This window comes from Clostridium sp. CM036, assembly GCF_055081135.1.
Genome location: NZ_CM143652.1, coordinates 324,090 through 350,122, shown reverse-complemented (window position 1 = coordinate 350,122; position 26,033 = coordinate 324,090). Strand labels below are relative to the sequence as shown.

Here is a 26,033-nt window from a genome sequence, read left to right as displayed (position 1 = left end):
ATTATGACCTCCATATATCTTTACCTTTAGTAAAATCATAAATACACTCTATTGTTCCAATTCCTTTTTTATTACTAAGAACTATAGCTCTTGAAAATACGTAATTTTCCACAATCTCTTTAAACACTAATCTTTTATACAAATCCTCAATTCCAAAACCATGAATAGTTGTAATTAAACTAATTCCAGAATTTAATGCCATTAAAATGCTCTCCATATCATTTTGGGTGCCAATTTCATCACAAACTATAACATCAGGTGACATGCTTCTAATTGCCATCATAATTCCTTGGCTCTTTGGACAATTATCTAACACATCCGAACGCACTCCCACGTCCATTTGCGGTATTCCTTTAAACGAACCAGCTATTTCTGATCGTTCATCAATTATAGAAACATTTTTACCGTTAAAGTTTTTGTTTTTATCCCCCTTTGATATTTGCCTCGAAATATCTCTAAGTAGGGTTGTTTTACCACATTTAGGAGGAGATATAATAATTGTATTGTGCACTGAATTATTATAAGTAATATAAGGCATCACTTTATCAGCACAACCGATAATTTCTTTACATGCTCTTATGTTTATAGATGAAATGTCTTTAATAGTTTTAATGCTATTGTTTTCAATAACACAAATCCCACATAGTCCAACTCTATGTCCACCTTTTATAGTTATATATCCTTGTCTAATCTCATCTTCAAAAGCATATATTGAGTAATTGCTTATCCTCTGCATTATGTATTTTATATCTTCTGGAGTTGCGATATAATTCCAGATTTCTTCTTTACTGCCAATGTGAATAAACAGAGGCTTGTTTACTTTTATTCTAATTTCTTCAAGTTGCTGCAAATTATCAATCTGTTCCAATTTACTTCTAATAGTCTTAGGTAATATTTCAAATAAATCTTTTGTAGCCAACATTTTTCTCACCCTCTCATATATAATTTGTATTTTACCACCTCGTAAAATATTCCATATAATCGAATTTTTTTAATGACATTCCAGAAGGAAAGTCTCCCACTTCTATAAGTTTGAGTATAAATCACCTTCTGAGGTTCATCAATTCATCTTTTGCAAAGCTGTGCATCACCCAGGAGATGATTTAATGTGATTTAAATTAATTTAATCATCTGAAAAAAATATATGTCTTCCCTCTCAAAAAAAGAACAAAAAAAAAGAACCAAATTGGTTCTTTTTAAATATATAATTTAAACTCTTAGCATGTAGTCGCCATTTCTAGTGTCTATTCTAATAGTTTCACCTTCATTAACGAACATTGGAACTTGAATTATTGCTCCTGTTTCCACAGTAGCGGGTTTTGTTACACTTGAAGATGTGTTACCTCTAACCCCAGGTTCAGTACTAGTTATAACTAGTTCTACAAAGTTTGGAGCTTCTACTGAAAAAGCATCATCTTTATAAAATTTTATTATAGCAAACATATTTTCTTTTAAGTATTTTATGGCATCTTCTACTTTTTCATAATTAAGTGGTATTTGTTCAAATGTTTCTTGATCCATAAAGTAGTATAATCCTTCTGATGCATATAAATATTGCATTTCTTTTCTTTCTATAACTGCTTCTTGTAATTTTGTAGTTGGGTTAAATGTTTTTTCTGTAACCCCTTGATTAATAACGTTTCTTAATTTAGTTCTAACAAATGCAGCTCCCTTACCTGGTTTTACATGTAAAAAATCTATTACGGTGTAAACTTGTCCACCTTCATCAAATGTAGTTCCTTTTCTTATGTCTCCCGCTGATATCATTGTGTATCCCTCCAAAATTCATTAGTAATTCAATTAACCATTTATATTATAACCTTACTCGATAAATTAATACCAATTTCTATAACCACTCTAGATAAAAACATTACAGTGGAACAATGTTATTTTATCAAAACTTAATGACATTTGCAAATATAATTATATATTATTTGAAAATGTTGCATCTTTTTTATAAAAACACCATTTTAAGTCCATATAGCTTCATAAAAACAAACATATCCAATTCTTTTTATAAAAAAATTAGATATGTTTATAACTTACTTATTCTTTTTAAAGTCGATACTTATATTTGTAGTATTAGTATCTTTATTAATACTAATACTCTTAACCCCTAAAAAATTTTCACTTTCATTTAAAGCAGATAAAGAACTTCTCAATAATTTTATATCTCCGTTGTAATTCACTTCAACATTACATTTCTCATTTTCCATCATATTAATAGATTTCATTTCAAAATCTTTGTTTTCTATTAGACATTCCAAAATATCACTGTATCCATATTTCTCTTCATTATTATCATTTTCGTCCTTTGTAATATTTGCGTTTTTTGTAACATTAAATACGACCTGTTTTTTATATGCAATAAATTTATCCTTCACAAACATAAGTTTAAAAGATAACATTGCCATTAACATTAATAATATAGCTAATGTTCCCTTGAATTTTCTAGTTTTACACATTTTTATACCTCTAATATAACTTTGAAGTTAAAAGTCCCTTCCTCTTTATTATTTGGAGTTAAATTTTTTATTGAATACTTATTTTCTATATATCTTATCACATTAACATATTCCTCATAACTCTTAACTTCAATGTCTATTTCCAAACCAGCTTTAGTTATAATAATATTTTTGTAACTAAACTTGTTTTCCCCAAAAAAATCACTGAGCTCTTTATATTTTTCTCTAGTAATTATATCAGTCTCAGCAGCTTCTACCACACTAATATTATTTTTATTTTCTTTAACTTGCTCTTGCTCTATAATTTTTATTTTATTGGAAATATTTAGTATAAGAAATAATAAAAAAATGTTTGCTATTAAAGTTACTATAATACATACTTTTATTTTTTTATTCCTTATTTTATCTTTTTTATCTATGTACCAATTTGGAATGAATGTTCTTTTTACCATACATTTCTACCCTCTTATTACTATATATTTCAGCAATTCTTCTCGATTTAACTCACCTAATATTTGATGATTTAATCCTAAATATTTAAATTCATCAATATTCAATTCCTCAATATTTGCATAATATATCTTCTCACATAGTTTTGCATAGTCATTGTACTTTTCTAAAAATTTGTTCATTATATTTGAAAATTTAAATAATAGTAAGTCCTTAACCCCTATAATATTATTAACCACGATTTCATCATTATGACATATTAAAAAATACAAATTGGAATTATAATAGAAAACTAGAACATAGTTTTCCATATTCATTTGGTTAGAATAATAGTTTTTAAAGCAAAACTGAATTAAGTTTACTTTTTTCAGATTAATATTATTATTAATGCTGTCTTCTAAAATATCTAGTCTATTTCCATTTAGGCAAAAAACTAATATTTCCATATTGAATTTGTCTTGTTTAATCAACTTATAGGTATATGCAATATGATCTATGTCCTTATAATAATATCTTAATTCATTTTTAATCATATCATTAATTAGATATTTTTTAACTAAAGGCAATTTTACCAGCTTAATATATACTGTCTCTCCTTCAACAAGAACATATAAATTTTTATCTTTTATATCAATTTTGAAATCTTTTATATTTAGCGTATCCTTATAATATGTATTTTCACAAGCAATCTTTACAGCTTTATTTAATATAGATCTTTTAGAAAATTCTATGCCTGATACTCTTTGCTTTGAAACTTCTAAAATCATATTTTTTCTAAATTTCATTTTTTACCTCCTTTATTTACAAAATAATCAGATTTTATAAATATATTCAGTTTCTATAAATATAATCTGAAATTTTTCATCAATAATTTCTAATTTAAAATAATCATTTCTAGTTGTTCTATATTGGTCAACTGTTTTAATAATTAATTCATTTGTTTTTTTAGAGTAAATCGCCTTAGCTGTATCATACTCTATTATTTTATACTCTGGTATGTCGCCTGTAGAATCATTAAAAACCTTAGTTGTTCCATCTGTTTTCATTTTCTCCTTATTTTCATTAATATAAGTAAAAAATAAAGTCATTAAATATTCTTTGTCTCTTTGATAATTATCCTCTTTTAATATATGTTTTTTATTACTTGCAGAATACTCCACTTCTGACATTTGAATATCAAATATATACATCATGATAGTTAAGCAGATAATCCCTAACAAAATCGTATAAATCAATATAAACCCCTTTTTAGTTTGCATTTTCTATCGCTAAACACCTCTCAATACTTTGCCCGTTGTACCAAACCACTTTAATATAAAGAATTTCCCCGGATTTTATAGCCACAAATTCTTTCACATCATCAATAATTGTATTATTGCCCAAATTACTCGTTTTGTTAGAAGAAACAACAAGTTTCTCATTAAGCAGTTTTATATATTTGGGACTACTTCCTTTGTAATAATTTATCGTAATAATATTTCCAGATGTTTCTACTTCTCTGGCATTCTGATTCACTCCTTTTTCTATTATACATATGGCATCATTCAAGTAATTAAACCCCCTGTTTTGTAATATACTGCTTTTATAGCTTTTCACATAAGATATAAGCAAACTACCTACCACCCCTATCATTAGAAATGCCAATGCCATAACAACTACTATTTCTATAAGTGTAAATCCCTTTTTCTTCATTTATGGTCACCTTTATAGAAACTGCACTGTAATTCTGAAACATTGTTTAGCTTTCCAGAGTATAATGAAAGATTTAGCTTATAAACCTTCTTATCTGGACCTGAAAATGTTAATTCCATATACGGACTCGAAACAGGCCGCTGATTTGAAAACACATTCCTCACATCAGTTTCACTCTTATCAAAACTTAGATTTTCTTTGTTTACAAAAAATTTTTTATCTGTTTTTAACTGTTCTAATTCTTCATATGTCATAGAGTATATAATATTGTTTTTTAAACTTTCCATTAGAAGCACATTATTATTCATAGTTTTAATATCCTTTTTTATATTTAAAGAAGCTATTTCATAGGACATCATGCAAATGAAAATGATGGAGAATACTGCGAGGCTACACAATACCTCCACTAATGTAAATCCCCTTTTACTCAATAATTTTAATATATTCCGTACCTACTCTCACTGTAATTTTATGTTTCACTAAATTATTTTCCTTTAAGGTTATTGTGTACGCCTCCTTAATATAGCCCTCATTATCTATACCCATTTTACTTTGGTCCACATTTACATTATCTAATACTATCTTATTTGATAATGCTAGATTGTTTATCGGCACACCATCAGCATGTAACATCATTTGATTTCCTGGTATATCAAAAGTTATAACGGCACTACAAGAATTTTCTTTGCAATACATTTTTGAATTATTAATAAAACCTACTACAGCATTACAATAATAATCCGCATCTATTTTGTTTCTTATTGTTTTATAATACCTAACAGAAATAGCGCTACATCCACCGATTATACTCATAATCGATATAACTATTATCGTCTCAATTAATGTAAATCCACTCTTTTTCATCATTAAAATTTACCCGCAGAGTCCATAGCATTAAGCATAGGTAGCATAACCGCTAATATAATTGTGCCAATCATAATTCCTAAAAATATTATTAGAATTGGCTCTAATAGTACTGTGGCTTTCTCTACATTTTCCTGAGCATCTTCATAGAATATATCTGCAGCTGTTAAAAACATTTCATCTAAATTCCCCGTTTCTTCGCCTATTTTTATCATAGCCACAAAAAATTGTGGGAATAGGTTCATTGCATCTAATGAATTCGATAAACTTTCTCCTTTTTTTATATCATTAAAAACTGTTTTAAGCTTTAACTTAAAATATCTATCACCAATAACATCATCAATTATTTCAAACGCTTTAAGTAGCCCCACTCCACTGCTTAATAAAATATTAAGCCCTCTAGAAAACCTTGTATAAATAATCCTTTTATGCACCGGACCTACTATAGGACACATAAATTTAAATTTGTCAAAAATAACCTTTCCACTTTCAGTTTTAAGACATTCGATAAAAACAAAAATAAGAATTAAAAAAGTTATTAAAATCCATAATGAATTGCTACGCACAAAATTACTGAATTCTAAAACAAGCCTAGTTATTAGTGGAATATCTGCATCAAGAGAATTTAAGTTTGATATAAATACTGGGATTATCTTTATAATCAAAAACAATGATACAACCATTAATGTTAGAAATACTGTGCAGGGATAAATCATAGAATTAGTAAACTTTTTTAAGAGCTTATACTCTTTTTCATAATACTTAGACAATTCCCCTAGAATTATATCCAGTTTTCCACTCTCTTCACCCAAATAAATCATATTTAACATAAAATCAGGGTATACATTTACAGTCTTCTTCATACTTACAAATAGTGAATTACCTTTTTGTACATTTTCTCTAATGCTAATAAGACTCTTTTTTATGGATTTATGAATCATTTGCTCGTAAAGCAAATTAAGAATATCACATATTGGTATACCCGATTTAATACATATTGAGAATTGCTTGCAAAATATAGATATCATTTTTAAATTAGGTTTACTTGAAATACTAGTTATTTTTTTTATCCGCTTACTTTTTATTAAAAATATTTCTTTTTCACGTAAGCTTAATGCTAGTTCGTAAGTACTGTCGCTTTCTGTACTGCCCTTTATTAAAGTTCCATTTGATGTTTTAGCTGTGTATTTATATCTCATATTATATTTCACCTATCACTTGTCATACTTGACTTGTTATTATTTTCAGCTACATTATTTTAAATTGTAGCTATAAGTAGCATTTACAAATTCTTCTATTGAGGTTACACCATTAATCACTAGCTCTTTACAACTCTCCATAAACGAACTTGACTTTTTTTCATTGCAATATTTCCAAAGCTCATCACTTATTCCACTTTTTGCTATAATAGATTTATGATTACTATCTAATTTTAATAATTCATATATCACAGTTCTCCCTTTATATCCAGTCTCATTGCACTTATTACATCCTAAAGCACTATATGTTTTTTCTCCGCCCTTAAATCCTAAACGCTTAGATTGCTCATAAGTAATCTCATATTCAATTTTACAATAAGGGCATAATTTTCTTACTAATCTCTGAGCTACTACCACGACTAATGAATCTGCAACCAAATATGATGGAATACCCATATCTATCAGCCTAGATATTGAAGTATTTGCATTATTCGTGTGTAGCGTTGATAAAACTAAATGTCCCGTTATTGATGCCCTCACAGCTATTTGTGCTGTTTCTTCATCTCGTATTTCTCCAATCATTATTACATCTGGATCTTGCCTTAATACACTTCTGAGCCCATTTGAGAAAGTAAGACCCGCTTTATTATTTACATTTACTTGATTAATTCTAGGCATATTATATTCTATAGGATCCTCTATAGTAATAATATTTTTGCTTTTACTATTGATTTCATTTAGTAGCGCATATAATGTTGTTGATTTCCCGCTTCCTGTAGGTCCCGCTACCACTATCATTCCATGAGAAAGTTTTAATGTATCCCTTAAGATCATAACTTTATCGGGGCTAAATCCTAATGAGTCCAAATCAATGAATCTTTCCGCTTTGTATAAAACCCTTATAACTAGTTTTTCTCCATACATTGTTGGCAACGAGGACACTCTGAAATCGTAGTCTACTCCATCTATATTTTCAGTTATCTTGCCATCTAACGGGATTAACTTAGTGGCTATATCCATATTTGCCATTATTTTTACCCTTGTGCATAAGGATTTATATACATTACTAGGAATTTGGTTTATTTCATTTAGTATGCCATCTACTCTCATGCGAATTATAGTGAAATTCTTAAAAGGCTCCAGATGAATATCACTAGCTTCTTCATTTACAGCCTGTTTTAGTAAGGATTTTGTTATCCTTATAACAGGTGCGTTTTCAATAGAAAATGTTGAATTACCATCTTCATTTTTTTGCTTGGCTTCTAGCATATATTCTTGTTTCATTTCTTCAACTGCAACATCGACAATTTGTTTTCCATAACAATTTTCGATAGCATCCGAGATTTGGCTAGCTCGGGCAAAGAATATTTTAATCTTTTTATTCGTTATAAATTTTAGTTCATCAAGAACTTTTATTTCGAAGGGATTTGAAAAAGCCACATATACTTCATTGTTCTTATCATAAAAAGGTATTAAACAATATCTTTTTGCTATTTCTTTTGAAACTAGATTAAATGCTTTATTCCTTGTACAAATAGATTCTATATCAACATATGGTATGCTAAAATCATTCTCTACTATTGAAATAAGAGCATTTAAATCTATCTTTATGTCATACAGTATTATTTGTTCTTCACTACAATTTTTCTTAAGTGAAATCTCCTTTACCTCTTTATAACTCTCTGTGGTAATTAGGTTTTTGTCTAATAATAACTTTAGTAAATTTTTTTTCATGTTATTTTACCTTTCCTTAATGTGTAAAATTTATAAAGCGCATCATGTTTGTAATCATTGTCACTTTTGGAAATTATATTCACTTTTTAAAAAAACAAATACAATAAAAAACAACTGCGCTATTAGTAAATAGACAGTTGTATGCAAATTAATTTAGAAAAAATTTTCCGTCGAATGTAATTTCTGCAGGCCCTTCCATTAGAACCTCTTCTTTAACAATCTCTATATTAAGTAATCCACCTGGAACCTGTACCGATACTTTTTTCTCTATATACCCTAATCTATTGGCTGCTACCACTGATGCACAACTACCCGTGCCACAGGCGAGAGTTGGCCCTGCACCTCTTTCCCAAGTTTTAACCTTTATCATGTTTTTAGCTACTATTTCACAAAAGTTTACATTTGTTTTTTCAGGAAATAAACCGTGATTCTCAATTAATTTCCCTTCCTCTACCTTATAATCTTCATGTTTCCCAAAAACAATAGTATGTGGTACACCCATAAGCAATGACGTAATATAGTACTCCTTATTGTTAATCTCTAACTTTTTATTAACTATTTCTCCCTTTTCTAAAGCTGGAATACTTTTAGTGTTAAAATTATATTTTCCCATATTTATAATTACACTTTCAGCAAATCCATCTTTAATGCGTATACTTGCGAGCTTTACACCATCACCAGTTTCAATTTTTATATTTTCGCCTTGCACATATTTTTTTTCCCAAATATATTTGGCAAAGCATCTTATGCCATTACCACACATAGACGCATATGAACCATCAGCATTAATAATTATCATTTGTATATCTGCTATATTACTTTTTCTAACCATTAAAATACCATCAGCACCTATTCCAAAATGCCTATCACAAAGTTTACTAGCTAACTGCTCTAAATTGTCATATTTGCCCTCAAAATCTTCAATAACAATAAAATCATTTCCCGTTCCTTGCATTTTTGTAAACTTTATAATTCCCATATAACTCCTCCTCTTTGCTATCCGCATACCATGACTTTTCAATAATTTTCTTTAATGGTATACTATTAATAATAATACATCTTAATAATAGTATATTATATAATATATTATTTACAAAGCATAAATATAAATTTATGCTGACTTAACTACATTTCAGAAGGAAAGGATGATATATATGGCATTAGATGGAATTTATTTATCTAGCCTCGTTGAGGAAATAAAAGATATAATCATAGATTGTAGAGTTGATAAAGTAACCCAACCAGAAAAAGATGAAATTATATTAAGTTTCAAAAAAAATAGAAAAGTCTATAAGTTATTAATAAGTTCAAGTTCCAATTATCCTAGAATTCATTTTACAGACTTTAATAAGCAAAACCCAATACAGGCGCCTAAATTTTGCATGGTTCTAAGAAAATATTTAAATACTGCCACAGTTTTAGATATAAGACAACTAAATTCAGATAGAATACTAGTTATTGACTTTAAAAGCAGCGATGAATTAGGCTTTGATAGTGTATACTCATTAATAGTTGAAATAATGGGCAGGCACAGTAATATTAGCCTAGTTCGTACCCGTGATAATTTAATTATGGATAGCATTAAGCATGTTAGTTCAGACGTCAACAGTTATCGTGTTTTATACACAGGTGTAGAATATATATACCCTCCCGCTTCCACAAAACTAGATCCTTTTAATTTTGAGTATGATGAATTCTATAAATATCTAATGGATAAAAACATACCATTCGCTGAAAAGTTTTTTACTGGTGCTTTTACAGGAATAAGCTCCAACTTATCATCAGAACTTGTTTATAGGTACTATGAGGAAAATATTGTTTTTGATTTAGATCACGCTAAAAACATTTATGATTTCACTATAAGCATCTTTAAAAACATGCATGATAATATTTTTTTAGCGGCCTATGCTATGAATGATAAACTAAAAGATTTCCATTGTATAAAACTTACTTCATTAAAAGATTGTGATTTTGAAGAATTTGAATCACCATCTATGTTAATAGAGACTTTTTATTTTAGAAAAGATAAACATGATAGATTAAATTCTAAAAGCTCAAACCTTCAAAAAATAGTTAATAACAATATTAATCGTTGTGATAAAAAAGTGAAAATACTAAACGCGACCTTAAATGACTGTAAAACTAAAGGCACCTATAAATTACATGGTGAACTCTTAACTGCAAATATACACTCCCTTAAAAAGGGTGACAAAGTTGCTAATCTTTTAAATTATTACAGTGAAGATGGTGAGTACATTAAAATAAAACTTGATGAAAACAAAACTCCATCGCAGAATGTTCAATACTATTATAAAAAATATAATAAATTTAAGATAGCAGAAGAAATGGGCCTAATTCAAATGACTCTCACTGAAAACGAGTTAAAATATCTTCATTCTGTACTCACCAACATACTAAATGTAGAAAATTATAATGGAATTGAAGATATTAAAAATGAATTAATAGAAACTGACTATATTACATTAAAAAAACACAGTAAAGGTAAAAATAAAAAGGCAAAGCCGACCAAACCTATGCACTTCATCTCAAGTGAAGGCATTGATATTTATGTTGGTAGAAATAATATTCAAAATGATTTTTTAACTTTAAAACTTGCCAACAAAAACGATATGTGGCTTCACACAAAGGATATACCTGGTTCTCATGTTATTATTAAAAACATTGGTGATATACCTGAAACCACCCTACTCGAGGCTGGAAACTTATCAGCATTTTATAGTAAATCCCAAAATTCCTCTAGTGTACCTGTTGATTATACCCAGGTGAGAAATGTAAAGAAACCTTCTGGTTCAAAACCTGGTATGGTTATTTACTCAACAAATAAAACTATGTATATAACCCCTATAGAAAGTACTTTAGAAAGAGTTGAATAAATAAATAAAGTATATATTACGCGTATTGCAATACGATTAATGCATTCGCTTCTCTAAGAACTACTAATTTTAGTTGTACTGAAAATCCAACCCCTTATATTGGTAAAACAGAATATATATCGTGGGGTTTTCTGCTTTTCTGACCTGAATATTTTTGTATCATAGTATCCTTTTATTTAAACTAAATTTTTATAAAATAACTTACTTTTAAAAAGGTTCCTATAATGTCCAGTGTAGGAACTTTTTTGAGCTCAGTTTACTATATCGATCTAAAATACTCAACAAAATGCTTTTAATATACCTAGGTTCACTTTCCAAAATAAAAACCGGAACTTCTAATTTAAAGATTGCTTTAGCTATTACCATATTTAGAAATTGAGTTTTCAGTACAGGACAGTCATGTTTTTCATCTCCCTATTGAGGATTAGTTTGTAACTGTGCTTGTATAGGTAAATTTTCTTTTAGAATAGTAATAACTTTATCGTAATCACTCTTTTTAAAATGAAATGTCTGCTCCATAAACTCACCTGCTAACTTAACCTTTATATCCTTTGAACTAATTACCATAACTTTTTCAATTTCATTCCATGAAATACTCTCTTTACATCTATTCATTGATATGAAGCCTTTTGAGTTAATTCCTTCTTTAATCCACATGCTTACAAACATAAAAATAGCTAGTACCCCTGTTACATAATGAACCCAGGTATTAGCATAAAAATATATAATACCAATGAAAATAATCACACCAAATAATACAGTAATAATTTCTACATACCCTTTTCTTGTTGGCACCATTAATGCTTTCATATCTCTTAACTGTTTTAAAATAATCACAATAAAAAATAATGGAATAATAATATTAATAATACTCATAAAAACTCTCTCCTTCGCAAATAATTTTAGTTGTTAATACTTGATATATTTTTTTATTTAAGTCTAATACCATAAAATAACTTTTTATGGTGTGTTTTGTTCCGTATTCAACATTAAATCATCGTTAAATCCAGCATTTTTTTGAAATTATATAACTACTTTTCTGATCCATTCAACGAACTTTAAGTCAAAAGATAAGACAAGTGATATATGTATATATCACTTGTCTTATCTTCATTTAGAAATTCTTCTTTTGCTAATATAAAATTCTCGTGAACCTGACAATAAATGGAGTGCGAACGTCAGAAAATTTTATATTCGCAAAAGATTAGAATTTATTGATTGAATTTCACGTTTTGAGTCTTATTTCAAGGCACGTAGGAGAATTTCCATACGGCTACACTCTTAGTCTTCCTTTTTTTTCCTAGGTATCTCTTTTATATATTGATAATAATAACATAGTAATCTTCCATTATATAATTTCCTATTTTTATCTGCTTTCTTTCCAAAGTCCCTCTGAAACTCACGGTTAGCTGTTATAACAAAGCAAGACCATTCATTTAAGCTTGAATACATTTCTCCAAGATCAACATGCAGTCTTTTTACTTCTTCTGCTTCACCTAATCTTTCTCCATATGGTGGGTTTGTTATTATAACTCCATATTTCTGCCTAGACGCAAAACTTTGCATTGGTATTTTTTGAAATTTTATAAAATCCTTGACTCCTGCTTTCTCTGCATTGTCAATTGCTGTCTTTAATAGTCTTCCATCAATATCAGAAGCTAGTATTTCAACTTCATTAGGACTTACAGTTTTTCTTGCACCTTCCCTAACTTGCGTCCAAATATCACTCTCTATATTAGGCCAAGTTTCACTTACAAATTTTCTATTTATCCCTGGGGCAATATTTTTAGCTATAAGAGCTGCTTCTATTGCAATTGTTCCCGAACCACAAAGCGGGTCAGCTAAAACTCTTGAGCTATCCCATTTACTTATTAACACAAGGGCTGCAGCTAAAGTTTCTTTTAGTGGTGCGTCACCAGCATATTCTCTATATCCTCTCTTATGTAATCCCGCACCCGAAGTATCTACTGATAAAGTTACTACGTCTCTTAAGATTGCAACCTCTATCTTATACTCAGGTCCTTCTTCTGAAAACCACTCTTTATCATATTTTTTCTTCATAGACTCAACTACCGCTTTTTTTACTATGCCTTGACAATCTGGCACACTGTGGAGTTGTGATTTTACAGATTTGCCTACGATATGCATATTGCCGTCTTCTGGTATTAGATTACCCCAATCGACTGCGAGTGTTCCTTGAAATAAGTCTTCAAAAGACAATGCCTTAAATTCAGCCATCTTTATAAAAAGTCTTTCTGCTGTTCTTAGCCAAGTATTGCATATAGCAATATCCATTTCATCCCCTTCAAAGGTTACCCTTCCATTTTCAACCTTTAAATCTTCGTATCCAAGTGCCTTTAGTTCCTTTGCTGTAACCGCTTCTATTCCAAAAGTAGTAGTGGCAATTAAAGTATACATCATATATTATCTCTCCCATTTCTTCTTACGTTATTTCTCGTATCTCTCTTATATTATAATATCTCTATTTGTTAGTATTGTCTAGAATTTTTAAATTAAGCACATTGAAATAAAAGTGCCTGAACTACTCTGGCACTTTTGTTTGAAAACCTTATTAGTTATCTCCTGACTTACTATTTTCAGGTAAAACTAAGTTCAATATTATACCCACTAAAGTTGCTAAAGCCACTCCTGCAATTTCTACCTCTGCCCCTGCTAATGGAACCTTAATACCGCCTCCGCCAATACCTAAAACTATTATCACTGAAGCAATAATCAGATTTCTCTTTTTACTAAAATCGACTTTATCTTCTACAAAAATTCTAAAACCAGAGGATGCAATTATTCCAAATAACATTACACTAACTCCCCCAATTACAGGTAGTGGAATATTTCCTATTACCGCAGATACTGGTCCTATGAATGATAATATAATTGCGATGATAGCGGCTCCTCCAATTACCCAAACACTATAAACCTTTGTGATTGCCATAACTCCTATGTTTTCACCATAAGTCGTATTAGGAGGACCACCTACAAACCCAGCAAACATGGTAGCAACACCGTCTCCAAGGATTGATCTATGAAGCCCCGGATCTTTTGCGAAGTCTTTTCCGCAAACATTACTTGTAACATATACATGACCGATATGTTCAGCGAGTGTTACGAAAGACACTGGGGCAATAAGCATAATAGCATTTATGTTAAAGGAAGGCATAACAAAACTTGGTAATGTAATAAATTTTGCAGACCATATTTCCTTTAAAACTTCACTCGGAATTACTCCTAAAAATACAGAAAGTGTATATCCTACTACCATTGCAATCAAAATTGGTACTACCCCGAAAAATCCTTTAAAATACATAGTACCCATTATTGCTATGACAAGTGTTGCCATTGATATAAATACCCATGTACCTCTAGATACACCTTCAAGTGCTGGGGTTGTAAATGATGCATTAAGACCCGACCAATCTATTGCTACGCTAGCTAAGCTAAGTCCTATTACAATTACAACGGAACCTACCACAACTGGGGGCAGTACTCTATCTAGCCATTTGGTTCCTGCAAGTTTAATAATTAAAGCTACAATTACATATACAAACCCTGCTGCAATAATGCCCGACAACATAGAACTTTGTCCATATAACTTTGTTGCAACTGACATCGGTCCTATAAATGCAAAAGATGATCCTACATATGCTGGAAGCCTAGCTTTTGTACATAAAATATACAATAGTGTTCCCACACCACTGCAAAATAGCGCAATTGATGGGCTAAGACCTGTTAACATTGGTACAAGTATAGTCGCACCCACCATAGCAAATAAGTGTTGGCAACTTAATGGGATAGTCTTTATTAAAGGTAATTTTTCATCAACATCTACAAAATTTTTCATTTAGTTCCCCTTTTAGTCTCGCTAGACTATATTAAACGATTATTTATCTTCTTCGAAGCTATTTATCTTCTTCGAGGCTATTTATCTTCTTCGAAGCTATGCATCTTCTTCGAAGCTACAGTTCAAATATGCTTACTGAATCTTTCCCATCAATTTCTAAAAGTTCAACAGAAATAATTTCTTTACCTGAAGTAGGTATATTTTTTCCTACATAATCTGCCCTAATAGGTAGTTCTCTATGTCCTCTATCTACTAAAACAGCTAATTGTATCATTTGAGGTCTACCTTTATCTATTATGGCATCAATAGCAGCTCTTGCAGTTCTTCCAGTATACAGAACATCATCTACTAAAATGATTTTTTTACCTATTACATCTATTTCCAAGTCTACATTATTTAATACTGGCTGATTGTCTATTGATGTAAGATCGTCTCTATATAAAGTAATGTCGACACTGCTTACTGGAATTTTAATTTCCTCAAACTGTTCTATTAAAAGAGCAATTCTTTCTGCAATTGGTACTCCTCGTCTTTTAATTCCTACAAGCATAATGTTTTCTGTTCCTTTGTTTTTTTCAATAATTTCATGTGCTACTCTTGTCAATGTTCTTTTTATGGCTTTTTCATCTAACAGCACTGATTTAAATTCCATAACCTAGCCTCCTACTTAATAGTATTATTTCTTTTAATGAGCTTAATATAAAAAAGCCTTCACCAAAAGGTAAAGGCATACTATACTTAAATAATAGTATTACTCTCTTTATCCTTATGATCTCTCTGGAACATTTAAAGGGATAAATATTATATTAATAACACAATACACCTGACATGTGGTATTGTATTTCCACCATAATATCACATGTTATGCGCTATTTCAACTATTTTTCAACTTAGTAATCAGTTTTTCAAAATAACTTGGAAGGGGTGAAATAAATTCCATGTATTCATTAGTACTTGGGTGTATAAATCCAAGTTTTTTCGCATGAAGAGCTTGCCCTTTCAAATTAAAGCTCTGCTTTTTATAACCATATATCAAATCGCCAACTAAAGGATGTCCTATCCTTGCCATATGTACTCTTATTTGATGAGTTCGCCCTGTCTCTAAGTTACATTCTACTAATGTATTACTATCAAATCTTTCTATTACTTTAAAATGGGTAACAGCCTTCTTACCACTTTCAACTACTGCCATTTTTATCCTATCTTTAGGGTGTCTTCCGATCGGTTCATCTATTGTGCCTACATCACTTTTAATTATACCTTCTACAAGAGCTAAATAACTTCTTGTCATTGAATGATCTTTAAGCTGTGCGGCAAGAGAATTATGGGCGTTATCATTTTTAGCTACCACTAATGCTCCAGATGTGTCCTTATCAATCCTATGAACTATCCCTGGTCTAAGCACACCATTGATGCCTGATAGATCTGTGCAATGATTTAAGAGTGCATTAACCAAGGTACCACTATAATTGCCTGGTGCAGGGTGAACAACCATATCCTGTGGTTTATTAATCACAATTACGTCACTATCTTCATATAAAACGTCCAAGTGTATTTCTTCGGCTTTTACGTCTAACTCTACGGGATCTGGAATACCTAATGTAATTAATTCATCTAGTTTTAATTTATAATTACTTTTTCTGCATTTTTCATTAACAGCCGCATTTTCACCTTCAATTATTCCTTGAATATACGCTCTAGATTTATTTTCAAACTTACTAGAAACAAAAACATCTAATCTTGTACCAACTGAACTTTCATCAACTTTAAACTCATATCTGTCCATTTATACCTCTTCCTTTACTATAGAAATTGCCAAAATCGCGGTTCCCACAACTACTAACATATCAGCTATGTTAAATGTTGGGAAGTAATATACCTCTTTATAATGAATTAAAATAAAGTCTACTACATATTTATAAAATACCCTATCATACAAATTTCCTAGTGCTCCACTTATAATAAAAGCAAAGCTTATCCTTAAAAATTTCGATTTTGGCTTGTACTTAATAATATAATATATCATACCTGATATAATAAGTAACGTGACTAAAGCTAACAATATCAATTTATTTTGCAAAATCCCAAAAGCCGCTCCTCTATTCTCTAAATATTCAAATTTAAAAAAGTCTTTAATTAATACAACTCCATTTTTTTCTCTCAAAGAACTTAGTGCCCAAACTTTGGCTAATCTGTCCAATATAAGCCCTAAGAAAATAATTAATGCCTCCATACCCTTCCTCCTATTTAATATAAAAAAGAAAAGTACATATTGCTACAAATGTAGTTTTAAACTAAAATTTCTTTGCAATATATACTTTTTTAGTCTGCCTAAATTAATCTGGTAACTGATTTTTATATTGCTCATTGCTTATTTTCTCTATAGGTTCAACATAACCGTCGTCGTCATCATCATAAAACTCAGATATATTTTCTAATTTATTAAAACGTTCTACTGTTTGGTAAGTATCTTCAGCATCAATACCTACTTCACCGCTATTACTGTATCTAAAGGGTATCCCAAGTACATCTTCCTCAACGCATCTATTGTTTTGTTCTGCTGGCTTGTTATTATCTATGGATTTTTGACATAACACACAGTTTTCTGCGTATGGTGTAAATTCTAACCGTTCGTCACTTATATCGGTGCCACAACTCTTGCATTTACCATAGGTATGATTTTCAATGCTTTTTAAAGCATCTTCAATTTTTTTGATAGTTGACATCTCATTTCCCTTAAGTGCGAGCCCCTTTTCCTTATCAAATAATTCAGATGCAGTATCAGATGGGTGATTGTCATAAAAAGACAACTCAGTTGCCATCTCACTGTTAGAATCTATAACACCATTTTGTTTCATTTGATTAATAATATCAAGGACCCGCACCTGTTCACTTATTAATTTTTCTTTAAAATATTGTATTTTATTCTTTTCCATGATAACAACTCCTCTAGTTTTAATATAGTCGTAATATTAAACAAATAAAACTTCTATATGCTTATGTTTTCTCATGGAAAGAATTTTATTACACTTATTTAATAATAATTAATTTTTTTTAAATAAGTTTCAACATATTATTTAAAATGTTTGTAGAATTCTCCACAGCAATATCTTTAAATTCATCATACTCCATATGAGCCCCATTACTTGCATTGTCCGATATCGATCTAATAACAATAAATGGAATCTCATTTAAAAAGCACACCTGAGCAATACTTGCTCCTTCCATTTCACAAGCCAAACATTCAAATTCAGAATTAAGCCAATTTATTTTAGAAGCTTCTGCAATAAATTGATCTCCTGATACAATTCTTCCAGTAAAATACTTATGTCCTTTTATATCCTTACATGCTTCTTTCGCATATTGAATTAGTGTCTTATCACATTTGAAATCAAAAGTATCTAATCTTGGAATCTGCCCCTTTTTTTCACCGAATGCAGACACATCCATATCATGTTGTACTAAATTTTCACCTATTACAACATCCCCCGGATATATATTATCGACAGTCCCACCTGCAATACCAACATTTATAATATAATCCACATTAAAATCATCAATTAATATTTGAGTACACACCGCAGCATTTACTTTGCCAATACCACTAGTAACTATAACTACATTTTTACTATGTATAACACCAAGCCTAAATTCCATTCCGGCCTTCACATCTTTTCTTTTAAAATCCATATCCCTAACTAAAAATTCAACTTCTTCTTTCATTGCTCCAATAATACCTATATTCATTTTTCTATTCCTCCTTAAAATATCTAGTGTAGTACACGCTACACTCATTCGATTTAGCAGTTTTGTTACATAAAAAATCTCACCCAGTGAGTGAGATTTCTATGTTTTACCCTTTTGCAAAAAAGGTTTTTATTTCTTCTATATCATTGCTATTAAACTCTTTTTCGTCAATGTTTTTGAGTGTTACATCAGAATATTTTAACGAAACATCTGTTTCACTATCGCTTATATTATCATTATTTTCATAAACTTCATTACCCAAATTGTAATTTCTAAAATAGTCATTTTCTAAGCCTTCAAACATCTCAAATTGACAATTCATAAAATTTCTAAATTTCGTTCTAAACTTTGCAAATTCTTGCTTAGTTATTTCATATTCATCATTTATCTTAAGTACATCATTATGAGCCTTATCTATCAATCTTTGAGAAGAGTCGTTTGCATTTTTAATAACCAATTCCGCTTCCTTTTGAGCGCAAAACTTTGCTTGTTCTGCTGCATTTTGAGCTAATACTAATGTATTTTGAATTGTAGATTCTATTTTAACATGATGCTCTAATTTTTCTTCTAAAAAGTTCTTTTTTTCTTTTAAAGTTGAATTCTCTTTATACATAATTTCATATTCTTCAGATACCTTATCTAAAAATTCATCGACTTCATCAGCATTATATCCCCTTAAGCCTTTTTTAAACTCTTTATTGTTAATATCCATAGATGTTATTCTCATCTTGCTCCCCCTCAACTAAATATATTGCTTTATTGCAACTTTTAAACGATCCTTTTGAGTGACTCCTCTAATATCTGCAATTTTTAGCTTTCCATATCCCCTAATTGTTAAAGTATCATTGCTTTTGATAACCTTATCTTTTTTTAAACACTGAAAGTAATTCACTAATATTTTACCTGAAGATATTAGTGCAACTGAATTATTTCTTGAAATATTACATATAGCTGAAACCATACTATCAAGGCGAAGTGACGTAGATATAATGATTTTTTCTTGGAATTTTCTCTCTGGAAGGCCCTGTAATTTATAATCATATTCACTAACTTCACATGGACAATTTCCTATATTATTCAAACTATTAATTATGTAATTACTAATGTCACTAGTAACTGGTGCATAACATATTGCATCTTGAATTATTAAGTCACCTAGTTTTTCTCGATTAATTCCTAGAGACATTATTGCACCTAAATAATACTTATGCTCTAATTTGTTAAATTTGGATTTGTTGATTATTTTCAATAAATCTATAGGATATTCTTCAGGTTCTCCGCCAACTGAAAATGATAACATTCTCCTGTCAGCCTCTTTAAATATACCATTAGTGAATGCTTTTGTTTTATACTTTTCGCATATAGCGGAAGTTTGATTCCATATAGCTGGAGTTATAAAATCATTAGTAAATATGATTTTATTTGTCTTTTCAGCTATTTGCATTTTATTAAATATATTAGAAATTAAATTTTTATCATCACAATCTATACTATTAAGAAATTCATTTTTTTCCATTTAAATCCTACCTTACTAAATTATTCACAGTATAATATACACAATTTTTCTTAAAATCATCAAAATAATAAGTGCAATTATTGGTGAAAAATCTACCATTGTATTACTAAAATATTTCTCTTGAACTTTTCTACCTGGCTCTAATAGAGGTCCTGTGATTTTATGTAATAATTCTATATATTGGTTTGACCTCCCCCTATAAACCCAAGACAAACCCACTTCTATGATAATTGCATACTCTAACACATTAAAAATCATTCCAATTAATCTATACAAGTTTTATAACCTCCTGAACTTCTCAAATGGTAACAACAATTATTCATTGCTCCCCTTAAAATGTTTTCATTTTATTTATTCCAATTAAAAATTCCTTTTGAGCTTAGTTCATTTTTCAATGCATTATCAACTTCTACATTAGAAGGAGACATTATATACACTCCTTTTTCTACTTGCTGAAGCTCACCACTTAAAGCGTAGCATACTCCTCCAACAAAATCTAATAATCTTTGACCAGTTTTAGCTTCTAATCCATTAGTGTTAACTACTACGATTTTTCTAGCTTTTAAATTATCGCTTATGGTAGTTGCTTCATCAAAATCATCTGGTTTTATGATAACTACTTTTGTAGATGTCGAGGTATGAATATTTACTACCTTACTTTGCTTTTTGTTTGCATTCATCAATGATTCAATATCCACATTTTCCTCTTCATTCTCCATTTCTTGAACTTCATCCTCTTCTTCCTCTGCCATACCTAAAAACCCCATAACCTTATTCATTACTTTACTTGACATTTTTATACCTCCAGTTTCTTGTAATCTCGTTTACCAAATATTTTCTCCCCAAGTCTTATCATATTAGCGCCTTGTTCTAACGCAATTTGAAAATCTTTACTCATACCTAATGATAGGATTTCCATGGAAACATTTTTATATTTAAAAGCTTTTAAATCATCAAATATAGTTTTCATCTGGGTAAAGTATCCTCTAGAACTTTCATCGTTACCGATAGGAATTGTAGCCATTAGTCCTTTAATTTTCACATTTTTACATTCTTCACACACTTTTATTATAGAACTTACTTCTTCAACAGCTATACCTGTCTTTGCAGCTTCTTTTCCTATATTAATCTGAATTAAAACCCTGGCAATTTCATTTTTAGAAGCATAACGCTTTTCAATTTCTTGCAATAAATGTACGCTATCTAAAGAATGAATAAGATAAACTTTTCCAACTATATATTTCACCTTATTTGTCTGTAAATGTCCTATAAAGTGCCATCTAGCATCAATGTCTAAGCTATCATATTTTCCAATTAATTCTTGTACTTTATTCTCTCCAAAATCTCTAGCCCCAGATGTGTATGCTTCTTTTATTTCATCAATTTGTCTAGTCTTAGAAACGCATATTAGTGTTACATTTTCTGGAATCTCGCTTTTTATTTTGTTATAAGCTTCCCCAATAGTCAACTATCCGTCCCCTCCTTAATAATCTTTCTGACATAAAACAATTATTAATTGTCATCTCCTATTTCTACTTATTTCTTCATTAAACATAAAATTCCTTCATTTTTTTATAAATTAATATTATTTTTAATTATACCAATTTATTTTTTTGTGGGATTCATATAATTATATTTAAAATAGCCCGTATATGCCGCTATTTCTACATTATCCGTCTTAAGAATATTAACTTTAACATTTCTAGTCTTCAATAATGTCATATAGGTTTGGTCTAGCGTTAAATAATTATACAACACATCTTTATTCCCTATGGCATTGATATAAAATGGGCTTACTATCTTAACCCCATGTAAATTGATATAAGGCCCACCGCAAAATCCATAATTATCATAAATAATCCTTTCTCCATTAACAGAAATTGCTTCTGCCCCTGCATTTTTGAGGTCATTTATCACTTGAATAACATCATTATCATGAATTAACTGATCACTATTAACATAATTATCAGCATCATCTAATATAATTTCAATTCCAGGACCTTCAACGTCAGTCTTCCCTAAGAATATATTATTATTACTAACTTCATCTTGAATAACTTTAGTAATTTCAGCTTTTTTTTCATCGCTACTATCATATTTTTCGAGCTTTGAATAAGTTTTATAATATTCTTCTTTTAAATTGCTTAATTCAGAATACAATTTAGTTCTCTCATTGTAGGCTACATCATACTGTTTTACATCTAAAACAGTATTTTTCCCCTCAAATCCGATATTCATAGCAATAAGAAGTCCTAGGATTATTGAAGCAATAAAAACAAAAACGGTAGCTTCATTATTTTTCATTTAATCACCTCATTAATGAGATTTTGTTTTATCTATTAAAAGCCGCCTAATAATCGCAAAATTTTCAAATATTCTTCCGCCAAATACTATAACTGCAGCTAAATAAATTGGAATTCCTAATTTATCGCCTAGATAGACCATCGCTACAGCTAACACTGCATTTCCAAAAAACCCTGATATAAAAATATCGGCTCTAAAATTATGTGAAATTGAACCTCTTAATGCACCAAAAACTGAATCTAAACACGCAAAAATTGCTACAGAAATATACGGAGAAAATCCAACTGGAATATCAACATTCCACACAACTCCTAATATAATTCCTATTAATAACCCTACGAAAGCAACCATTTAATCACCTCTACTTCTTTTCTACTGGTCTTGCATACTCGAATTTATATACTTTGTTATATTTAGAAATCACAACTTTATCTACTGTATTAGTAGTTACATCACACGCACTACTCAAGAATTGTGAGATTGTTCCTGGGAATTTTATAGCGCCTTCTAATCTAGTTTTATCTCCAATTGCTTTAATAGTGACCCTTTTACTATAAGAAATCCTTTCATCATTTATAATAATTGCATTTCCAGCATTTCTTATTCCACTCCTGGTAGTTAACCTAATATCATTAATAGAAATCGCTTCAGCACCTACTGAATTTAACTCATTTACTATATGAGCTAAATCCACATCGTTTATCGCCTGCTGATTTTCAGTGTTACTACCAAAAATGTCACTCTTAGGATCTATATAAACTATAATACCTTGACCTTCTACTTCGATTTGTCCAGTAAGAATTCTTGTTTCTTCCAATTCTTTATATAGTAACTCACTTTTTTCATTATCTCCCATGTTCGTCTTTTCATATTTTGCCGTTTTAGCATCTAAATCATCTATCTTTTTCTGCATAACTTCTTTGCTTATTTTAAGTTGTTCGTTTTCAGTTATAATTTCTGGTGTATTCTTATTGGTATCTACTACTGCTGCTGAATTTTGTTTTCCTATCATTTTAAATTGGTAAGAGATCATAAATCCTAATAATACACATACTATACCAATAGATATTTGGGATCTAAACTTCTTCATAGACTTCCTCCTTGCTACTCTCCGGGGGAGATAAATATTGTTATTTTTTACCCTTTTGTTCTATAAAAACAACTGGATTGCTTTTTGAACTAACATCTACATATCCCTTTGCACTCTTATATTGAGGTTGTGTAATAATATTTATCGACTTATTAAATTTGTTTTTCAAGTCTTCGCTTGTACCAAATTTAATACACATTTCCCCAGCATAAACCTTGATATCCAATACATTGCTTACATCTACCATTGTTATAATATTATTGCCTTTATTCTTTCTATAATCATTAATAATATTTGTTATTTCCACTGCAATATTTATTTTCCTATCATCCTTTGGCGCAATTAAATTGCCCACTTCACACTTTTCAAAATCGAATCCAATTAAATTCACTAAGTTCATATCTTTAACGTTCGACCTTTTTTCAAGCAAAATACCTTTGTTATCTAGAATATAATAAGCGTTGTTTAATTTACCATAAAACACAGCTACTCTTTCCTCTATTTCTATTACAATCTTATTAGGAAGGTCTTTCCTAACTTTTACACCTACTATATACGGATTTTTCATGATTTGTTGCTTGCTATCGTTGAAACTTTCAGAAAAAATATTACCCCCTAAGTGAATACTCGCCGTATCATTGATTTCGACTTTAGAAGCATTCATATTTCCTACAATTTCAATAGTTTTAACGTTAAAATAAGGTAATTTAATGCATAATGTAATTAATGTAGATATCATAATTATTACTAGTAACATTAAATACTTTACTTTTTTTTTGCTTTTTCTTCTATGTAATAATTTTTCTTTATTTTTTATAATATAATTTCCTCTTTTAAGATTATTACTCTTTTTTGTCATTCACTTCCTCGCATTCAATAATATATATTTTTTTACAAATTAGCTTATTAAAATACAACACACTAAATTTGTAGATTATACCGAATAACCAAGTTTATTTACATAAATGTGGTCTAAAATTTGTCTCTATTATATAATAACACTTAACTTAATTATTTACATCTCAATTTCAATGTATTTATCAGTATTTAAAAAAAATTAATATTTTGCAATATTAAGCATAGAAAAAGGCATGCACATATGCATGCCTTTTATTCTAATTTTTATTTACAGTTTGCCTTGACACATTTAAAAGTATTCCCATTGCAAACATATTGAAAAGCAGAGCTGAACCTCCATAACTTATAAAAGGTAGCGGCACACCTGTTACTGGCATTGACCCAGTAACTACTGCTATATTAATAATTGCTTGAACAGCTATAACAGATGTAATCCCTATAGCTAAAATAGTACCATACATATCTTTCGCTGTAACTGCTATTTTAATACCACGCCATACAAAAATAATGAATAATAAAATTATAAAACCGCATCCGATTAGCCCTAATTCTTCTCCAATTATTGCGAAAATAAAATCCGTATGTGGTTCGGGTATATATAAACATTTTTGCCTTGATTGTCCAATTCCTGAACCAGTAAATCCTCCTGACCCAAGTGCAAGTAATGATTGAACTAATTGATACCCCTTACCTTGGCTATCATCAAAAGGGTTTCTAAAATTCATAACCCTAGCCAATCTATATGGTTCAAAAATTGCTAGAGCAACAACCGCAGCTACTAGAGATGACCCTATAGCAAAAAGATGTTGAAATCTTGCCCCTACTGCAAATAAAATAATTACAGTAACGATCATTATAATAGCTGCTATACTTAAGTTTGGCTCCAACAAAATTAAACCTGCATAAAAGCCCGAAACTAATAGGTATGGAAGTACCCCTTTAACGAATTCTTTGACTTTTTCCCCTTTTAAATCTAAGCTTTTAGCCATATATAATACTATAGCATATTTTGCAACTTCTGATGGTTGAAATTTTGCAAATCCTAATGGAATCCACCGTCTAGAGAAATTTATGGGTGAGAATGCAAATACAGCAAGTAAAGATATTGCAGTAAATATCATAATAATTCCAGTGTATTTTTTTATAATATGATAATCAGTTTTAATAGCTGTAACCATAAAAACACAGCCAATGCATGCCCACATAAATTGCTTTTTAAAAAACAATTCTGGATCGTTAGATTTAAAAGCCGCATAATATGAGCTAGAACTATAAACCATTACCACTCCGATTGCCACAAGAAGCATTATGGTTGCAAATAATACAAAATCTATTTGCCCCATTTTAACCTTGTATTTTTTCAT

31 protein-coding genes are annotated in these 26,033 nt (G+C 29.8%); 1 reads left to right on the top strand and 30 read right to left on the bottom strand.

Annotated features, from left to right (window positions below; genetic code table 11):
• Window position 1: 1 nt before the first annotated feature.
• The 12 genes from spoIIIAA to dapF all read right to left on the bottom strand — a co-directional run bounded on the left by spoIIIAA (window position 2) and on the right by dapF (window position 9,374).
• A complete protein-coding gene (gene spoIIIAA / locus ACWJKE_RS01560; protein ID WP_216302556.1) occupies window positions 2–919 on the bottom strand; it encodes a stage III sporulation protein AA in 918 nt (305 codons plus the stop codon).
• A 290-nt stretch (window positions 920–1,209) separates the two neighbouring features.
• A complete protein-coding gene (efp, locus tag ACWJKE_RS01555; protein ID WP_165412085.1) occupies window positions 1,210–1,767 on the bottom strand; it encodes an elongation factor P in 558 nt (185 codons plus the stop codon).
• A gap of 275 nt (window positions 1,768–2,042) precedes the next feature.
• Window positions 2,043–2,465, bottom strand: a complete 423-nt coding sequence (locus ACWJKE_RS01550) for a hypothetical protein (RefSeq protein WP_216302499.1) — start codon at window positions 2,463–2,465, stop codon at window positions 2,043–2,045.
• A gap of 2 nt (window positions 2,466–2,467) precedes the next feature.
• On the bottom strand, window positions 2,468–2,917 hold the full coding sequence (locus ACWJKE_RS01545) for a hypothetical protein (protein WP_216302498.1): 450 nt from the start codon (window positions 2,915–2,917) through the stop codon (window positions 2,468–2,470).
• Between the two features lie 6 nt (window positions 2,918–2,923).
• Entirely contained in the window at window positions 2,924–3,700 is a 777-nt protein-coding gene (locus ACWJKE_RS01540) for a hypothetical protein (protein WP_216302497.1), read from the bottom strand.
• Window positions 3,701–3,727: 27 nt separating this feature from the next.
• Complete coding sequence (locus tag ACWJKE_RS01535) at window positions 3,728–4,174, bottom strand: hypothetical protein (RefSeq protein ID WP_216302496.1); 447 nt, start codon at window positions 4,172–4,174, stop codon at window positions 3,728–3,730.
• Window positions 4,164–4,607 carry a type II secretion system protein gene (locus tag ACWJKE_RS01530; protein WP_216302495.1) on the bottom strand — a complete coding sequence of 148 codons (444 nt, stop codon included), beginning with the start codon at window positions 4,605–4,607 and terminating at the stop codon, window positions 4,164–4,166. Before ACWJKE_RS01530 ends, ACWJKE_RS01535 begins: the two co-directional genes overlap by 11 nt.
• The gene (locus ACWJKE_RS01525) at window positions 4,604–5,014 is read right to left on the bottom strand and encodes a hypothetical protein (protein WP_216302494.1); all 411 of its coding nucleotides are present in this window, start codon (window positions 5,012–5,014) and stop codon (window positions 4,604–4,606) included. Before ACWJKE_RS01525 ends, ACWJKE_RS01530 begins: the two co-directional genes overlap by 4 nt.
• 16 nt (window positions 5,015–5,030) lie before the next feature.
• Window positions 5,031–5,474, bottom strand: a complete 444-nt coding sequence (locus ACWJKE_RS01520) for a prepilin-type N-terminal cleavage/methylation domain-containing protein (protein ID WP_216302493.1) — start codon at window positions 5,472–5,474, stop codon at window positions 5,031–5,033.
• On the bottom strand, window positions 5,474–6,670 hold the full coding sequence (locus ACWJKE_RS01515) for a type II secretion system F family protein (protein WP_462959109.1): 1,197 nt from the start codon (window positions 6,668–6,670) through the stop codon (window positions 5,474–5,476). Before ACWJKE_RS01515 ends, ACWJKE_RS01520 begins: the two co-directional genes overlap by 1 nt.
• Window positions 6,671–6,724: 54 nt before the next feature.
• A complete protein-coding gene (locus tag ACWJKE_RS01510; RefSeq protein ID WP_216302491.1) occupies window positions 6,725–8,404 on the bottom strand; it encodes a GspE/PulE family protein in 1,680 nt (559 codons plus the stop codon).
• 148 nt (window positions 8,405–8,552) lie between these two features.
• Window positions 8,553–9,374 carry a diaminopimelate epimerase gene (gene dapF, locus ACWJKE_RS01505; RefSeq protein WP_216302555.1) on the bottom strand — a complete coding sequence of 274 codons (822 nt, stop codon included), beginning with the start codon at window positions 9,372–9,374 and terminating at the stop codon, window positions 8,553–8,555.
• A 184-nt stretch (window positions 9,375–9,558) separates the two neighbouring features.
• On the opposite strand from dapF, the gene ACWJKE_RS01500 reads away from it, so the two are divergent.
• Window positions 9,559–11,298, top strand: coding sequence for an Rqc2 family fibronectin-binding protein (locus ACWJKE_RS01500; protein ID WP_216302490.1), 1,740 nt, complete (start codon window positions 9,559–9,561; stop codon window positions 11,296–11,298).
• Window positions 11,299–11,712: 414 nt separating this feature from the next.
• On the opposite strand, the gene ACWJKE_RS01495 is transcribed toward ACWJKE_RS01500, so the two are convergent.
• From ACWJKE_RS01495 to spoVE, 18 genes are all read right to left on the bottom strand, one after another.
• Entirely contained in the window at window positions 11,713–12,174 is a 462-nt protein-coding gene (locus ACWJKE_RS01495; RefSeq protein ID WP_216302489.1) for a hypothetical protein, read from the bottom strand.
• Window positions 12,175–12,579: 405 nt separating this feature from the next.
• Window positions 12,580–13,719 (bottom strand): THUMP domain-containing class I SAM-dependent RNA methyltransferase, encoded by a 1,140-nt coding sequence (locus ACWJKE_RS01490; protein ID WP_216302488.1) that lies wholly within the window; start codon window positions 13,717–13,719, stop codon window positions 12,580–12,582.
• A gap of 151 nt (window positions 13,720–13,870) precedes the next feature.
• On the bottom strand, window positions 13,871–15,154 hold the full coding sequence (uraA, locus tag ACWJKE_RS01485) for a uracil permease (RefSeq protein ID WP_462959108.1): 1,284 nt from the start codon (window positions 15,152–15,154) through the stop codon (window positions 13,871–13,873).
• A 115-nt stretch (window positions 15,155–15,269) separates the two neighbouring features.
• Complete coding sequence (gene pyrR / locus ACWJKE_RS01480) at window positions 15,270–15,806, bottom strand: bifunctional pyr operon transcriptional regulator/uracil phosphoribosyltransferase PyrR (protein ID WP_220285930.1); 537 nt, start codon at window positions 15,804–15,806, stop codon at window positions 15,270–15,272.
• A gap of 222 nt (window positions 15,807–16,028) precedes the next feature.
• Entirely contained in the window at window positions 16,029–16,940 is a 912-nt protein-coding gene (locus tag ACWJKE_RS01475) for an RluA family pseudouridine synthase (RefSeq protein WP_216302485.1), read from the bottom strand.
• Window positions 16,941–17,387, bottom strand: a complete 447-nt coding sequence (gene lspA / locus ACWJKE_RS01470) for a signal peptidase II (protein WP_216302484.1) — start codon at window positions 17,385–17,387, stop codon at window positions 16,941–16,943.
• A 103-nt stretch (window positions 17,388–17,490) separates the two neighbouring features.
• On the bottom strand, window positions 17,491–18,090 hold the full coding sequence (locus tag ACWJKE_RS01465; RefSeq protein ID WP_216302483.1) for a TraR/DksA C4-type zinc finger protein: 600 nt from the start codon (window positions 18,088–18,090) through the stop codon (window positions 17,491–17,493).
• Window positions 18,091–18,208: 118 nt separating this feature from the next.
• Window positions 18,209–18,901 (bottom strand): 5'-methylthioadenosine/adenosylhomocysteine nucleosidase, encoded by a 693-nt coding sequence (locus ACWJKE_RS01460; RefSeq protein WP_165412104.1) that lies wholly within the window; start codon window positions 18,899–18,901, stop codon window positions 18,209–18,211.
• A 106-nt stretch (window positions 18,902–19,007) separates the two neighbouring features.
• Complete coding sequence (locus tag ACWJKE_RS01455) at window positions 19,008–19,628, bottom strand: DivIVA domain-containing protein (RefSeq protein ID WP_165412105.1); 621 nt, start codon at window positions 19,626–19,628, stop codon at window positions 19,008–19,010.
• Window positions 19,629–19,643: 15 nt separating this feature from the next.
• Entirely contained in the window at window positions 19,644–20,417 is a 774-nt protein-coding gene (locus tag ACWJKE_RS01450; protein WP_462959107.1) for a YlmH family RNA-binding protein, read from the bottom strand.
• A gap of 24 nt (window positions 20,418–20,441) precedes the next feature.
• Window positions 20,442–20,693 (bottom strand): YggT family protein, encoded by a 252-nt coding sequence (locus ACWJKE_RS01445; RefSeq protein WP_258280653.1) that lies wholly within the window; start codon window positions 20,691–20,693, stop codon window positions 20,442–20,444.
• 71 nt (window positions 20,694–20,764) lie between these two features.
• Window positions 20,765–21,211 carry a cell division protein SepF gene (locus ACWJKE_RS01440; RefSeq protein WP_165412107.1) on the bottom strand — a complete coding sequence of 149 codons (447 nt, stop codon included), beginning with the start codon at window positions 21,209–21,211 and terminating at the stop codon, window positions 20,765–20,767.
• Between the two features lie 2 nt (window positions 21,212–21,213).
• The gene (locus ACWJKE_RS01435; RefSeq protein WP_220285932.1) at window positions 21,214–21,885 is read right to left on the bottom strand and encodes a YggS family pyridoxal phosphate-dependent enzyme; all 672 of its coding nucleotides are present in this window, start codon (window positions 21,883–21,885) and stop codon (window positions 21,214–21,216) included.
• A 137-nt stretch (window positions 21,886–22,022) separates the two neighbouring features.
• Window positions 22,023–22,721 carry a DUF881 domain-containing protein gene (locus ACWJKE_RS01430; protein ID WP_462953742.1) on the bottom strand — a complete coding sequence of 233 codons (699 nt, stop codon included), beginning with the start codon at window positions 22,719–22,721 and terminating at the stop codon, window positions 22,023–22,025.
• A gap of 12 nt (window positions 22,722–22,733) precedes the next feature.
• Window positions 22,734–23,072, bottom strand: coding sequence for a small basic family protein (locus ACWJKE_RS01425; RefSeq protein WP_165412109.1), 339 nt, complete (start codon window positions 23,070–23,072; stop codon window positions 22,734–22,736).
• A 10-nt stretch (window positions 23,073–23,082) separates the two neighbouring features.
• Complete coding sequence (locus ACWJKE_RS01420) at window positions 23,083–23,811, bottom strand: DUF881 domain-containing protein (protein WP_216302479.1); 729 nt, start codon at window positions 23,809–23,811, stop codon at window positions 23,083–23,085.
• A 40-nt stretch (window positions 23,812–23,851) separates the two neighbouring features.
• On the bottom strand, window positions 23,852–24,670 hold the full coding sequence (locus tag ACWJKE_RS01415; protein WP_216302478.1) for a cell division protein FtsQ/DivIB: 819 nt from the start codon (window positions 24,668–24,670) through the stop codon (window positions 23,852–23,854).
• Between the two features lie 256 nt (window positions 24,671–24,926).
• The gene (gene spoVE / locus ACWJKE_RS01410) at window positions 24,927–26,033 is read right to left on the bottom strand and encodes a stage V sporulation protein E (protein WP_165412112.1); all 1,107 of its coding nucleotides are present in this window, start codon (window positions 26,031–26,033) and stop codon (window positions 24,927–24,929) included.